The organism is Gluconacetobacter azotocaptans (assembly GCF_014174355.1).
Lineage (GTDB): Bacteria > Pseudomonadota > Alphaproteobacteria > Acetobacterales > Acetobacteraceae > Gluconacetobacter > Gluconacetobacter azotocaptans.
Genome location: NZ_JABEQF010000011.1, coordinates 12,513 through 25,884 on the forward strand (window position 1 = coordinate 12,513; position 13,372 = coordinate 25,884).

Here is a 13,372-nt window from a genome sequence, read left to right on the forward strand (position 1 = left end):
GGCAGACCGCCTTGTGAAACAGCCTCTGGGGTCAAGGAGCCTGCGGCCCCTTGCGGGTGCGGGCAGAGCCCGCGTTCTTTTCCCGATCATACGGTCACGCACCGCGCCGGCAGGTCGCGCCCTTCGGCGGGCAGCACGCAGGCGATGTCCTGCACCCCGCGCGGCAGCAGCGGCGGACGCACGGCGCAGGCGTCGTGCGCGTAGGCGCAGCGCGGGGTGAAGGGACAGCCGGCCGGGCGGTCGGCGGGGGCTGGGGGGCTGCCGGGGATGGAGGGCAGGCGCGCCGGCCGCGCGCCATGCAGCGGCGGGATCGAATCCAGCAGGGCGGCGGTATAGGGGTGGCCCGGCCGGGCAAACACCGCGCCGGTCGGCCCGCGTTCGGCGATGGTGCCGGAATACAGCACCATGGTGCGGTCGCAGGTTTCGGCCACCACCCCCATGTCGTGGGTGATCAGCAGCACGGACGACCCGTATTCCCGCCGCAGGCGGCGCAGCAGGTCCAGGATCTGCGCCTGCACGGTCACGTCCAGCGCCGTCGTCGGTTCGTCGGCGATCAGCAGCGAGGGGTTGCAGGACAGCGCCATGGCGATCATCGCGCGCTGGCGCAGGCCGCCCGAAAGCTGGTGCGGATAGCGGTCGGCGACGCGCGCGGGGTCGGGCACGCCCATGTCGCCCAGCAGGCGGATGGTGCGGGCGCGGGCGTCCTTGCGCGTGACCCGGCCGTGGGCGCGGATCTGCTCGTCGATCTGCCAGCCCACCGTGTAGACCGGGGTGAAGGCGGTCATCGGATCTTGGAAGATCATCGCGATTTCGCGGCCGCGCAGGGTGCGGAAGGCGCGCTGCGGCAGGCCGACCAGTTCGCGGCCCTTGAAGCGCGCCGAGCCGGTGATGCGCGCACCCGGCGCGTCGATCAGGCCCATCAGCGCCAGCGCCGTCATGCTCTTGCCCGACCCGGACTCGCCGACGATGCCCAGGATTTCCCGCGCGCCCAGCGTGAACGAAACGGAATCGATGATGTTCACCATCCGCCCGCCGACGGGCAGCGCGATCGTCAGGTCCCGGACCGCCAGCAGCGGGGTTGCGTCAGCGTCCATCAGGCCCGTCCATCCCGCACCCGGGGGTCCAGCAGCAGATACAGCATGTCGACCACGGCATTGGCGATGACGACGAACACCGCCGAATACATTACCGTCGCCATGATCAGCGGCAGGTCCAGATTGCCCAGCGCCTGGTAGGTCAGGCGCCCCACGCCCTGCAGGCCGAACACGACCTCGGTCAGCAGCGCGCCGCCGCCGACTAGCTGCGCGAAATCCAGCCCGAACAGCGACACGAAGGTGATCATGGAGGTGCGCAGCCCATGGAACAGCAGCACCCGCGCGGGCGACAGGCCCTTGGCGCGGGCGGTGCGCATGAAATCCTCGCCCCGGACGGCCACCAGGTCGGCGCGCAGCACGCGGCTGTAGATGCCGACGAACAGCACCGCCAGCGTGATCCACGGGATGACCAGCGCCCGGAACCAGCCCAGCGGGTCCTGCGTGAAGGGCACATAGCCCAGCCCCGGCACCCAACTGAACAGCCAACTGTCGTGATAGCGGCTCTGCGTCAGCAGGTTGGCGACCTGGCCCAGCCAGAAGACGGGGATGGAAATGCCCACCAGCCCCAGCATCATCAGCCCCCGGTCCACCCATGTGCCGCGCAGCGCCGCCGCCAGCGTGCCCATCGCCACCGCGGCCAGCACCCAGATGGCCGCCGCCCCGGTGACCAGCGACACCGTGACCGGGGCCGCCTGGAAGACCTCGGGCACCACCTTTTCCCCGCGATTGACGTAGGACGTCAGGTCCCGCGTCACGAACAGCTTTTCCATCATCCGGACGTACTGCACCGGCAACGGCCGGTCGAAGCCATATTCGACCCGCACCCGCGCGATGGTCTGGGGCGAGGCGTTGCGCCCGGCGATGCGCGCCGTGGGGTCGGCCCCCGGGGTGGCGAAGAACACCAGGAACACCAGCACCGAAATGCCGAAAAGCACGAACAGCGTCTGCCCCAGCCGCCGCAGGATCGCCATCGCCATCAGCCGCGCCCCCGGTCGCCGTCGCGCACGTCCAGCGCGTCGCGCATGCCGTCGCCCAGGATGTTCAGCGCCAGCACCACCACGATGATGGCGAGGCCGGGGGCCACGGCCACCATGGGGCGGGTGTAGATCAGCCCCTCGCCGTCCTGGATGATGGTGCCCCACGACGCGGCGGGCGCCTGCACGCCGATCGACAGGAACGACAGCGCCGATTCCGCCATCAGCGCCAGCGCCGTCATCAGCGGCGCCAGCACCACCAGCGTGCCGGTGACGTTGGGCAGGATGTCGCGCAGCACGATGCGATGGCCCGGCACCCCCAGCCCGCGCGCGGCGGTGACGAATTCCGACCGGCGCAGCGCCATCACCCGCCCGCGCACCGGCCGCGCCGCATAGGGCACATAGACCAGCGCGATGATGCAGATGGGGATCAGCAGATTGTCGCTGGCCACCGTGAACGGCCCGATGCGCAGCCCCTGGCTGACGGTGACGATCGACAGCGAGATGGCGAACAGATAGACCGGCACCGCCCACATGATGTCCATCATCCGCGACAGCACGGCATCCACCACGCCGCCGGCATAGCCGGCCACGATGCCCACGCCCGCCGCCACCACGATGCACAGCGCCGCCGCGCTGAAGGCGATCAGCAGCGAATTGCGCCCGCCGTACAGCAGCCGCGCCGCCACGTCGCGCCCCTGGCTGTCGGCCCCCAGCGGATAGGCCGGAACACGCCAGGTCGGCCCGATGGGCGACAGGCCCAGGTGCAGCGGGTTGTCGTTGGGCTGCATGATGTCGAGCTGCCGGCCGTCCAGCATCACCGTCCCCGCGACGTTCGAGGTGAAGGGGTCGGTATGGGCCACGTCGCGGGCATAAACCGGCGCCAGCAGGCAGGCCACGCCGACCAGCGCCAGCACCGCCAGCGACGCCATGGCGCCCCGATTGCGCAGCAGCACGCGGCCGGCCGTCCGCCACGGGCCGGCCGAGGCGCGCCCGGCCGCGGCCGAAGAGGGGGCGGCAGGCGAAGAGGGGAACGCGGTCGTCATCACGCCTCCTTAGCGGACCCAGAGCTGGGCGATGAGCAGAAGATAGTACGGGCTGACCGCCACATGGCCCACCCGCGCGGACACGACATCCACCCGCCGGGTCTGGACCAGCGGCACCACCGGGGCCTGCGCCATCACATCGCGGCCGACCTGCCGCCACAGGGCGTCGGCCCGCGCCGGATCGGTCATCTGGGCCAGCGACGCCGCGCGCATCGCGCCGTCCAGCGCGGGGTCGCACAGGCCGGACATGTTCAGCGAATTGTCCGACCCAGGATGGAAGCTGTCGCAGGCGAACAGCGTGTGCAGGTAGCTGGCGGGCGCGGGATAGTCGGATTCCCAGCCGGTAAAGCCGATCTGCACGTCGTTGGCGGTGTTCTGGAGGTACGAAAATTCCACCGTGGGCGTGATCGCCCGCGTGGTGGCGCGATAGCCCAGCGCCGTCAGCACGTCGCGCACCTCGCCCGCGATGGCGATGGCGACCGGCGCGGTCTGGGTCACGATGGACACCGCCTGCCCCGCCGTGCCGCTGGCGCGCACCAGCGCGCGGGCGCGGTCCATGTCCGGCCCCTGCCAGGACGGCGCCGGATGCTCGGCCGAGGCGCCGCGTCCGTAGGCGCAGGCCGGGTCGTATCCCATCAGGCCGCGCGGCAGCATGCCGCATGACGGCAGCGCCAGCGCCGGGCCGCCTTCGTGGATCACCACGGCGTGCCGGTCGATGGCGTCGTTCAGCGCCCGGCGCACCGCCGGATTGTCGAAGGGCGGCCGCCGGACGTTCAGTTCCATGTAATAGACCACCTGCATGTCCGAGATGTGCACGCGCGCGGTGTAGCGGTCGCCCAGTTCGCCCAGCCGGTCGCCGGGCGGCGTGTCCAGCATCCAGTCGTACTGGCCATTTTCCACTGCCGTAACCTCGGCCTCGGCATCCAGGCCGAAATCGTACTCGATGCGGTCGGGATAGCCGTCGGGCTGCGCCACCGGGTTCCAGGCGTGGAAGTAGGGGTTACGTTCCATCCGCAGCCCGCGGTCGGGATCGTAGGAAGTGATGCGGTACGGCCCGGTGCCCGGCGGGGCAATGTTGCCGGTATCGGCGCCGGGCGTATCGGCCGGGACGATCGCGGCCTGGGGAAAGGCCAACTGGTACAGGAAATCCGGATCGGGCCGCGCCAGATGGAAGGTGACGGTGCCCGCCGCCGCATCGGCCACCACGCCGCCGGCCAGGGTGCAGTCCGCGCCCCCCTTCAGGCAGGGGCCGGCGCCGACCAGATCGCCGAAATAGGGGCCGGCGGCCGGGCTGTTGACGCGAAAGATGCGGCGCATCGTCGCCGCCACGTCGGCGGCCGCCAGCTCCTGCCCGTTGGAAAAGCGCACGCCGCGCCGCAGGCGAAACACATAGGTCAGGCCGCCGTCGCGGATGTCGGGTGGCCCGTCGGCTAGGTCGGGGATCGGCTGGTCGCCGTCGCCGGGGCGGACGGGGCCGCTTTTGGGAAAGGCCATCAGCCCGTCGTAGACCGGGGCTTCCAGTTGCAGGTTTTCATGTTCGTAGGCGATCTGCGGGTCCAGCGACCCGCCCGATACCGTCGCGGTCAGGCGCAGGGTACCGCCGCGATGGCCGGGATCGGCCGCCCCGGCCGGGCAGGCCGCCGCCATCCACGCGGCCCCGGCGCAGGCGAGGCCGGCCCATCGGCGCGCCCTCATGCCGCCCGGCATCCCGCCCCGGTCACTGCACCCATACGCGCGAAAAGCACAGGTGATAGAGGTTGGTGTAGAAATAATGCCCCAGCCGGCGCGACACTAGGTCGATGTAGTTCATCCGGATCATCGGCACGTCGGGGCTGTCGCGGTCGATCGCGCGGTTGGCCTGCGCCCACAGGTCGGCCGCCTGCGCCGGATCGGTCGCGGCCTTGGCGCGGTCCATCAGCGCCTGGGCCGCGCGGTCGCAATAGCCGGCGATATTGATGGAATTGTCCGAACCGGGATGGAAATTCTCGCACCCCAGCAGATCGTCCAGGAAGTTCGACGCCGACGGGTAATCGGCGAACCAGTCGGAAATGCTGATCTGGACCTTGTTGGCGGTGTTCTGGATGTAGCCGAGCTGCACGGAGTGGGCCAGCGGCTTGACGCTGGCGTCATAGCCGATGGCCTGCAGCATGTTGCGCAGATAGACACCCATGCTCATGTCCACGGCGGTGTTCTGCACCACCAGGGTCACATGCTGCCCGCGCGTGCCGCTCTGCGCCACCAGGGCGCGGGCGCGGTCCAGGTCCGGGGCCTGCCATGTGGCGGCCCGATGGTCGGGGTCGGCCCCGCGCGTATAGGAACAGCCGTCGATCGCCCCCGGGATGCCGTTCGGCACCATGGTGCACAGCGGGGCCGCGACCCCCGTGCCGCCATACAGGATGACCATCGCCCGCCGGTCCATCGCGTAGTTCACCGCCTGCCGGGCCAGCCTGTTGTCGAAGGGCGGCAGGTTGACGTTCATCGGGGCGTAATACATGCCGAACAGCGGACGGACATGGACCTGCGCGGCATAGCGCGACCCCAGCTCGCCCAGCCGGTCCAGCGGCTTGTTGTCGAACATCCAGTCGTACTGGCCGTTTTCGATCGCCGTCACCTCGGCCTCGTCCGGCAGGCCGAAATCGTAGGTGATATGATCGGCGTAGCCGTCGGGCTGGGCGTCGGCGCTCCAGACCCGGAAATACGGATTGCGCTCCAGCTTTGCGCCCCGGTCGGGGTCGTACGAGGCGAAGCGGTACGGCCCTGTGGTGGGGGCCGGCACATTGCCCAGATCGTGGTCCGGCAGGTCGGCCGGCAGGATCGACGCATGGGGGAAGGCCAGCTTCTGCAGGAATTCGGCGTCGGGATCGCGCAGGTGGAACACCACGGCGCGGGTCGCCGGATCGACCTCCAGCCCGCCTCGCAGGGTGCAGTGCGCCGGGTCGCGCAGGCAGGTGTCGGCGCCGACGATATTGCCGTAGAACGACCCCGCTGTGGGGCTGCCGACGCGGAAGATGCGGCGCATCGACGCCGCCACGTCGGCCACCGTGACCGCCCGCCCATCGGAAAAGCGCAGGCCCTGCCGCAGGACGAAGCGCCAGGTGCGCCCCCCGTCGACGGGCTGCGGCACCGCTTCCGCCAGGTCGGCGACGACTGCGTTGCCGTCCGGCCCCTCGGCCTTGGGGAAGGTCACCAGCCCGTCGTACAGCACCGCGAACAGTTGCGCGTATTGCGAGGTGTAATTCAGTTGCGGGTCGAGCGTCCCGCCCGACGACGACGCCGTCAGCCGCAGGGTGCCGCCCCGATGCGGGCTACCCAAAGTCTGCCCGTTATCGGCTGGCCCGCTATCGGTGTGCCGGGCATCGGCGGCCGCGCCCCCGCGATCCTGCGCCCCGGCCGGCGCCGCGCCTCCGGCCGCCGCCAGCAGCAGCCCGGCGGCCAGGGCGCGCGACGGCCAGGCCCCCATTCAGTGCGCCGCCATCAGGCCGTTCAGGCGGGCCGCGATGTCGTCGGCCGACGCCGTGGCATCGATGGTGCCGGAATAACGGCCTTCGGGCGACATGATGACGATGCGCGGCGACGGTTCCATGCTGTAGTCGCCGTCCTTGCCCTCGTGCCGGACGTAGGGCGCGTGATATTCGCGCGCCACCGCCTGGATCATGTTGGGCGCGCCGGTCAGCGCGAAGATGCGCGGGCCGAAGCGCAGGGTATAGGCCCGCAGAAGCTCGGCCGTGTCGCGCATCGGGTCCAGCGTGATGAACAGCGGCGCCACCATGCGCGCGCGCGGGCCCAGCCGGTCCATCGCGCCGGCCATGGCCGTCAGCGTGGCGGCGCATTGCGTGTCGGGGCAGCGGGTGTAGCCGAAATAGACCAGCATCCACCGGCCCTGGAAATCGGTGTCCGACACCGCGCCGTCGGCGGCGCTGACCAGGCGGAACGACCCGCCGACCTCGTTGCCGTTGCTGGACAGGACCGGGCCGATCCGGTCCGCGATCCGGTATGCACCGTACCCTGCGATAATGGTCGCCACGACGATGATCAGGATGACCGTCAGCCTGCGTTTGTCCCGTTGCTGCATCAATGCGCGTCCGCCCAGTTCGATCCGGTCCCGGTTTCCACCACCAGCGGCACCGAAAGGGACGCGGCGGATTCCATGACCTGTTTCACGAGGGCCGACAGCGCATCCGCGTCGCGCGCCTGCACCTCGAACAGAAGTTCGTCATGGACCTGAAGCAGAAGCGATCCGTCAAGCCCGGCATCGGCCAGCGCCGCCGGCAGGCGCACCATCGCGCGCTTGATGATGTCCGCCGCCCCGCCCTGCAGCGGCGCGTTGATGGCCTGCCGTTCGGCATAGGCACGGCGGGCGGCGTTGCGGTCGTCGATGCCCGGCACCCAGCAGCGCCGGCCGAACGGGGTGGTGACGTAGCCCTGCGCCTTCGCCTCGGCGCGCATGCGGTCCATGTAATCGCGGATGCCGGGATAGCGGGCGAAATAGGCATCGATATACGACCGCGCCTCGCCCGGAGAAATGCCGAGCTGCCGCCCCAGCCCGAAGGCGCTGATGCCGTAGATGATGCCGAAATTGATCGCCTTCGCCCGGCGGCGGGTCAGCGGGTCCATGCCCGCGATGGGAATGCCGAAGACCTCGGACGCGGTGCGGGCGTGGATGTCCTGGCCCAGCGCGAAGGCCTCGCGCAGCGGCGCGATGTCCGCGACATGCGCCAGCAGCCGCAGTTCGATCTGCGAATAATCGGCCGACAGCAGCACATGGCCGGGTGCTGCCACGAAGGCCCGGCGGATGCGCCCGCCTTCCTCGGTGCGGATGGGGATGTTCTGCAGGTTCGGCTCGTTGGACGACAGGCGGCCGGTCGAGGTGATGGCCATCTGGAACGAGGTATGCACCCGCCCGCTGCGCGGGTCCGCCTGGCCGACCAGCGCATCGGCATAGGTCGATTTCAGCTTGGCCAGCTGCCGCCAGGCCAGGATGCGGCCCGGCAGGTCGTGCCCCTTGTCCGACAGGTCCTGCAACACCGATGAATCGGTGCCCCATGCGCCGGATTTCATGCGCTTGCCGCCGGGCAGGCTCATCTCGTCGAACAGGATCTCGCCCAGCTGCTTGGGCGAGCCGACGTTGAACGACCGGCCCGCCAGCACATGGATCTCGGCCTCCATGCCCGCCATGCGCTCGGCGAAATCGGCCGACATGCGGCGCAGTTCGGCGACGTCGATGGCGATCCCGGCCCGTTCCATGTCGGCCAGCACCGCCACCAGCGGCCGTTCCAGCTCCTCATACACCGCCAGCGAGCGGTGGATGCGCAGCAGCGGGCGCAGCGTCAGCCACAGCCGCAGGGTCACGTCCGCGTCCTCGGCGGCGTATTCGGTGGCGCGTTTGACATCCACCCGCGCGAAGGGGATGCGGTTGCGGCCGGTGCCCGTCACGTCGTCATAGGTAATGGGGGTGTGGCCCAGGTACAGGCGCGACAATTCGTCCATGCCCTGGCCGTGGCGGCCGGCGAACTGCGCGTAGGAAATCAGCATCGTGTCGTCGATCGGGGCCGGCTGCGGCGCGCCCGCGCGCGTCAGCACCAGCAGGTCGAACTTCGCGTTCTGGAAGATTTTCAGCACCGCCGGGTCGGCCAGCAGCGGCCCCATGACCGCCAGCACCAGCCCGACCTCCAGTTGCGGGCCGACCGGATCGGCTTTCGGACCGGTCTCCGCCTCGCCTTCCAGGGGCAGAAGCTGGGGCTCGGCCTCGGGTTCCGCCTCATGCCGCAGGGGGATGTAGCACGCCCGGCCCGGCCCGACGGCCAGCGACAGGCCGATCAGCCCGGCGTGCAGCGGGTCCAGCCCGTCGGTTTCGGTATCCACGGCGCAGACCCCGGCGCGGCGTGCCTCGGCCACCCAGGCCTCCAGCGCGTCGGTGGTCGTCACCGTCACATAGGGGCCGTAGGGCACCTGGTCGGGGGCCACCGGCGCGACGTCCGGCGCAGCACCCGGGGCTGGGGCCGTGACCGACGGGGCGACGCCGATGGCGGCGGCCGAGCCCTTGAGGCCCATCCGGTGCAGCAGCGAGCGGAAGCCCATCACGGCCAGCCATTCGCCCAGCTTTTCCTCGTCGGGCTCGCGGCAGATCAGCTCGTCCAGCGGCATGGGGCACGGCGCGTCCTCGCGCAGCGTCACCAGCGTGCGCGACAGGCGGGCCTTGTCGGCGTACTCGATCAGATTGTCGCGCCGCTTGGACGCTTTCATGGCCGGCGCGGCCGCCAGGATGCTGTCCAGCGAGCCGTATTCGGCGACCAGCGCCGAGGCCGTCTTCGGCCCGATGCCCGGCACGCCGGGCACGTTGTCCACCGAATCGCCGATCAGGGCCTGTACGTCGATCACCTTGTCGGGGGTGACGCCGAACTTGGCCTCGACCTCGCGCGGGCCGATGGGCTTCTGGCGAATCGGGTCCATCATGTCGACGCCGGGGCGGATCAGCTGCATCAGGTCCTTGTCGGACGACACGATGGTGCAGGTGCCCCCGGCCTCGGTCACGCGGCGGGCATAGGCGGCGATCAGGTCGTCGGCCTCCCATCCCGCCTCTTCGATCCCCGGCACGCCGAAGGCCGCCGTGGCGTCGCGGACCAGGGCGAACTGCGGCCGCAGTTCCTCGGGCGGTTCGGGCCGGTGGGCCTTGTACTGGTCGTAGATCTGGTTGCGGAAGGTCAGCCGCCCGGCGTCGAAGATCACGGCCAGATGGGTGCCCGCATGGTCGCGCAGCAGGCGCGCCAGCATGTTGGTGAAGCCGAACACCGCGTTGACCGGTGTTCCGTCCGGGGCGGACATCGGCGGCAGGGCATGGAAGGCACGGAAGATGAACCCCGATCCGTCGACCAGGATCAGGTGAATCGGGGCGTCGCTGGACATGATATCGCGATCAGTGCGCGCTCTCGTCCCCCGCGTCGGGATTCAGCACGAACAGGCGCGAGCAATAGGGGCAGAACGTCTGATGGTCGGCGATGCGCAGCCACACGCGCGGATGGCCCAGCGCGCCCATCCCGCCGTCGCAGGACAGGGTGCGGGACTGGACGATGATCGTCTCGACATGCCCCAGGCGGGGTCGCGGCGTCGGATTGAGCGTCTGGGCCTGCATGATGTTCGTTCCGCCTTGGTCTGTTGTCGTGGGGTCTGTAGTCAGGGAGGTCTGTGGTCAGGGGTGACGGGGGATGATACGCAGGATTGCCGTGCTTTCAAACCTCCGCCTCTCACGCCTGCTTTATCTGGCCCTGCTGGCCCCGCTGGCCGGCGGGTGCGCCCTGCGCGACATGCCCATCCCGCGCCCGCCGCCGGCCCATGCGGCCGACGGGGCGCTGGTGCCGCCCGACGGCAGCATGGCCCTGTCCGACGGCGTGCGGGTGCCCTATCGCATCTGGCCGGCCCGTGGGGCGGAGCGCGCGGTGATCCTGGCTCTGCACGGCTTTGACGACAGCCGCGACGCCTGGGAATTTCCCGCCCCCGTTCTGGCGGGGCGCGGGATCACGCTGTACGCGCCCGACCTGCGCGGGTTCGGCGGCATGCCCGACCGCGGCGGCTGGGCCGGCGCCGACCGGCTGGTCCGCGACGTGGCGGACGAGGCCCGTATCATCGCCCGCCGCCATCCCGGCGTGCCGCTGTACCTGATGGGCGAGAGCATGGGCGGCGCGGTGCTGACCTGCCTGATGGCCGGGCCGGACGCGCCGCCGGTCGCCGGCACCATCCTGCTGGCGCCGGCGGTGTGGAAACTGGGGCCGGGGGCCGAGGCGCTGCTGCGCCTGATGGCGGCGGGCGTGCCGGGCTGGCGCCTGACGGGGCACGAACTGCCGGTGCATGTCGTGGCCGGCGACGATCTGGCGGCGATGCGGCGCCTGTATTACGACCCGCTGACCCTGCGCGCGACGCGGATGCAGGCGCTGTCGGGCCTGGCGGCACTGATGCATCGGGCGGCGGACGACGCGCCGCACATGCGCGGGCCGGTGCTGGTGGTCTACGGCGGGCGGGACCAGCTGATTCCGCCATCGGCCATGGCCGATCTGTGGCGGCGCCTGCCCGCATCCACCCGCCGGGACTACATCCCCGGGGGCTACCATCTGCTGATGCGCGGCCGCACGCGGCAGGCGGTGATCGACGATGTGACGCAGTGGATCGCGGCCCCCGACCGCTTCCTGCCTTCGGGCGGCGACGCCGCCGCCGCCGCCTGGTCCGCGCTGCCGCACGACGGCAGCGACACCCCCCCGCCGTTGCCCGCGGCCCTGGACGGGCTGGCGGCCAAATAAATGCATGATCGGGACTGGCGCGTCCTATGGGTTCGAGGTATGGAGGCGTCACTGGACTCGTAGCTCAGCTGGATAGAGCGTCGCCCTCCGAAGGCGAAGGTCGAAGGTTCGAATCCTTTCGAGTCCGCCATTTCCATAAAAATTGATAAATAAAATCAATCTCTTAGATTGATCGCGCCGCTGCCTGCGGACAATCGTCAGGCCGCGACCTTCCCCAAACACCGATAGACGGACGTCCGGCCGATCCCCAGCCGCTTGGCAATCTCGGTGGGGCTGCCCCCCTCGGCCGCCAGCTTCTGGACCTCTTCGGCCTGCGACCGCGCGGTGGACTTCCGCTCCAGATAGCGCCCCTCAGCCTTGGCCTTGGCGATTCCTTCCCGTTGCCGCTCCAGCATCAGGTCGCGCTCGAACTCGGCCACCGCCGCGAGCATCGACAGCATCAGCTTGCTGGTCGGACTTCTGGTATCCAGCGTCTGGCCGCCCATCGAGAGGATGACCAGTTCGCACCCCTTGGCCTTGATCCGCCCCACGAACGCCAGCAGGTCGGCCGTCGATCGCGCCAGGCGATCGGGCTTGCACACCACCAGCGCGTCGCCCCGGCGCAGATAGTCGATGGCTGCTTCCAGCTCCGGCCTAACGGTGACGGTGCCCGACACCTGTTCCGTGAACACCCGATCGCAACCCTGCGCCTCAAGGTCCCGCACCTGGGCGGCGAGGCCAGCCGCTTGGTCCGTCGTGCTGGTCCGCGCATAGCCGAGGCGTTCGGCGTTGTGGTTCCGGATCTTCCGGGATGCTTCTCTGCTGGCGACACGTTCGACGAAGCGGTGAGCAATGCTTCCGAAGCCATTGCTCTGTGGGTCGAGGATGCCATCGATAACGGCCAGCCTGTGCCGCGCCCGTCGTCGCTCGATGGCCTGCGCGCCAGCCCAGAATGGTCCGGACCGGAATGGATCTGGGGCTTTGCCGGTGTCGATCCCGCGTTGTTCGACGGTACCGCCTTCCTTGCTCCCCATGGAGGTGAAGGCGCGCCCCTATCGACTTCCGGAGAGCAAGCGGCCCCAAATGGCTGGGGATGGATTCTCCTAAGCACGAATCCGTTCCAGTTTCGTGCCACTCTCCTAACACAAAACTGACCAAACCTTAGCTTGAATCATGACTTAAAGATGTGGCCAATATAATGGCAGGATGCACACAGATTACTGATAAGTGATATATGGTCGACCTGATAGCCATGGCCGAGCGCCTGGAATCCGCTCACAGCCGTTCGACCCTGCTGCGGTCCTACCTAAAATCCCTCAAAGAGGTTGGTGATTTTTATTTTGCGTTCGGACGCTTTGACCGGTCCCAGAATCAGCCTCACGAAATTATCCATGTGAGTTATCCGGACGACTGGATCGAATACTATACGGATCAAAAATATATTACCGAAGACCCAACAATCACAAAGGTGGCCCAAACTCACACCCCATACTGCTGGAACGAGTTGCGCGACCTTTTGCCGTCTCAGCGAAATATCTTTTCCGGACTGTCGACCTATGGAGTCCGGGACGGCTACACGATACCGCTCCATTCCCCTGACGGCATGGTCTTCGTAGCCTCCTTTGCCTGCCGCGCCTCCGTTACCCGGATTGACAGGGTGATACTGACCACCCTGACCACCCAGTTTTATTTTCGATATCAGGCTCTGACTCTATCGCCGTCCCCGTCCGTCGTGCTCTCAGACCGGGAGAAGGAATGTCTTCGCTGGGCAGCCCGTGGGAAGAGTTCTTGGGAAACCGGAATGATCATCGGAATTTCCGAAAACACCGTTAATTTCCACATTAAAAATGCACTGAGCAAGCTGCGATGCAGCAGTCGCATTGTGGGCGTTGTGCGAGCAATCTGCTTAGGTCTGATCGTTCCGTAACCCTACTAGATCTAGTAGCTGACTCATTGGTTAAAAACAAATACTCCACAATAGTCATCTGGTG

The 13,372-nt window shown here is 68.8% G+C and carries 12 protein-coding genes and 1 tRNA gene; 4 read left to right on the forward strand and 9 right to left on the reverse strand.

Annotated features, from left to right (window positions below; all coding sequences use genetic code 11):
• Window positions 1-86: 86 nt before the first annotated feature.
• Genes HLH34_RS13575 through HLH34_RS13610 form a run of 8 tightly spaced genes read right to left on the reverse strand, consistent with a single transcriptional unit; the run spans window position 87 to window position 10,243 of the window.
• Window positions 87-1,094 carry an ABC transporter ATP-binding protein gene (locus HLH34_RS13575; protein ID WP_183120121.1) on the reverse strand — a complete coding sequence of 336 codons (1,008 nt, stop codon included), beginning with the start codon at window positions 1,092-1,094 and terminating at the stop codon, window positions 87-89.
• A complete protein-coding gene (locus tag HLH34_RS13580) occupies window positions 1,094-2,071 on the reverse strand; it encodes an ABC transporter permease (protein WP_183120122.1) in 978 nt (325 codons plus the stop codon). The genes HLH34_RS13575 and HLH34_RS13580 overlap by 1 nt, the downstream gene beginning before the upstream one ends.
• Window positions 2,071-3,114 carry an ABC transporter permease gene (locus tag HLH34_RS13585; RefSeq protein ID WP_183120123.1) on the reverse strand — a complete coding sequence of 348 codons (1,044 nt, stop codon included), beginning with the start codon at window positions 3,112-3,114 and terminating at the stop codon, window positions 2,071-2,073. Before HLH34_RS13585 ends, HLH34_RS13580 begins: the two co-directional genes overlap by 1 nt.
• 9 nt (window positions 3,115-3,123) lie before the next feature.
• Entirely contained in the window at window positions 3,124-4,809 is a 1,686-nt protein-coding gene (locus tag HLH34_RS13590; protein WP_183120124.1) for an ABC transporter substrate-binding protein, read from the reverse strand.
• Between the two features lie 22 nt (window positions 4,810-4,831).
• Window positions 4,832-6,574 carry an ABC transporter substrate-binding protein gene (locus HLH34_RS13595; protein ID WP_183120125.1) on the reverse strand — a complete coding sequence of 581 codons (1,743 nt, stop codon included), beginning with the start codon at window positions 6,572-6,574 and terminating at the stop codon, window positions 4,832-4,834.
• Window positions 6,575-7,186 carry an SCO family protein gene (locus HLH34_RS13600; protein ID WP_183120126.1) on the reverse strand — a complete coding sequence of 204 codons (612 nt, stop codon included), beginning with the start codon at window positions 7,184-7,186 and terminating at the stop codon, window positions 6,575-6,577.
• Window positions 7,186-10,017: a DNA polymerase I gene (polA, locus tag HLH34_RS13605; protein ID WP_183120127.1), complete on the reverse strand. Its 2,832-nt coding sequence runs from the start codon at window positions 10,015-10,017 to the stop codon at window positions 7,186-7,188. Before polA ends, HLH34_RS13600 begins: the two co-directional genes overlap by 1 nt.
• 10 nt (window positions 10,018-10,027) lie before the next feature.
• Window positions 10,028-10,243 (reverse strand): zinc-finger domain-containing protein, encoded by a 216-nt coding sequence (locus HLH34_RS13610; protein WP_183120128.1) that lies wholly within the window; start codon window positions 10,241-10,243, stop codon window positions 10,028-10,030.
• A gap of 73 nt (window positions 10,244-10,316) precedes the next feature.
• Here HLH34_RS13610 and HLH34_RS13615 point away from each other — a divergent pair, with 73 nt between their 5' ends.
• Both HLH34_RS13615 and HLH34_RS13620 read left to right on the forward strand, forming a co-directional pair.
• A complete protein-coding gene (locus HLH34_RS13615; RefSeq protein ID WP_183120129.1) occupies window positions 10,317-11,402 on the forward strand; it encodes an alpha/beta fold hydrolase in 1,086 nt (361 codons plus the stop codon).
• 53 nt (window positions 11,403-11,455) lie between these two features.
• Window positions 11,456-11,532, forward strand: a tRNA-Arg gene (locus HLH34_RS13620).
• Window positions 11,533-11,599: 67 nt separating this feature from the next.
• On the opposite strand, the gene HLH34_RS13625 is transcribed toward HLH34_RS13620, so the two are convergent.
• On the reverse strand, window positions 11,600-12,184 hold the full coding sequence (locus HLH34_RS13625; RefSeq protein ID WP_183120192.1) for a recombinase family protein: 585 nt from the start codon (window positions 12,182-12,184) through the stop codon (window positions 11,600-11,602).
• Here HLH34_RS13625 and HLH34_RS13630 point away from each other — a divergent pair.
• Both HLH34_RS13630 and HLH34_RS13635 read left to right on the forward strand, forming a co-directional pair.
• Window positions 12,128-12,535, forward strand: coding sequence for a type II toxin-antitoxin system HicB family antitoxin (locus HLH34_RS13630; RefSeq protein WP_240161918.1), 408 nt, complete (start codon window positions 12,128-12,130; stop codon window positions 12,533-12,535). The two genes, HLH34_RS13625 and HLH34_RS13630, sit on opposite strands and share 57 nt — an antisense overlap.
• 80 nt (window positions 12,536-12,615) lie before the next feature.
• On the forward strand, window positions 12,616-13,308 hold the full coding sequence (locus HLH34_RS13635; protein WP_183120130.1) for an autoinducer binding domain-containing protein: 693 nt from the start codon (window positions 12,616-12,618) through the stop codon (window positions 13,306-13,308).
• Window positions 13,309-13,372: the final 64 nt, after the last annotated feature.

Coding starts and splice junctions, on each gene's coding strand:
- HLH34_RS13575 (WP_183120121.1), bottom strand. CDS start 1,094: ATGGACGCTGACGCAACCCCGCTGCTGGCGGTCCGGGACCTGACGATC.
- HLH34_RS13590 (WP_183120124.1), bottom strand. CDS start 4,809: ATGAGGGCGCGCCGATGGGCCGGCCTCGCCTGCGCCGGGGCCGCGTGG.
- polA (WP_183120127.1), bottom strand. CDS start 10,017: ATGTCCAGCGACGCCCCGATTCACCTGATCCTGGTCGACGGATCGGGG.
- HLH34_RS13580 (WP_183120122.1), bottom strand. CDS start 2,071: ATGGCGATGGCGATCCTGCGGCGGCTGGGGCAGACGCTGTTCGTGCTT.
- HLH34_RS13610 (WP_183120128.1), bottom strand. CDS start 10,243: ATGCAGGCCCAGACGCTCAATCCGACGCCGCGACCCCGCCTGGGGCAT.
- HLH34_RS13635 (WP_183120130.1), top strand. CDS start 12,616: ATGGTCGACCTGATAGCCATGGCCGAGCGCCTGGAATCCGCTCACAGC.
- HLH34_RS13585 (WP_183120123.1), bottom strand. CDS start 3,114: ATGACGACCGCGTTCCCCTCTTCGCCTGCCGCCCCCTCTTCGGCCGCG.
- HLH34_RS13615 (WP_183120129.1), top strand. CDS start 10,317: ATGATACGCAGGATTGCCGTGCTTTCAAACCTCCGCCTCTCACGCCTG.
- HLH34_RS13600 (WP_183120126.1), bottom strand. CDS start 7,186: ATGCAGCAACGGGACAAACGCAGGCTGACGGTCATCCTGATCATCGTC.
- HLH34_RS13595 (WP_183120125.1), bottom strand. CDS start 6,574: ATGGGGGCCTGGCCGTCGCGCGCCCTGGCCGCCGGGCTGCTGCTGGCG.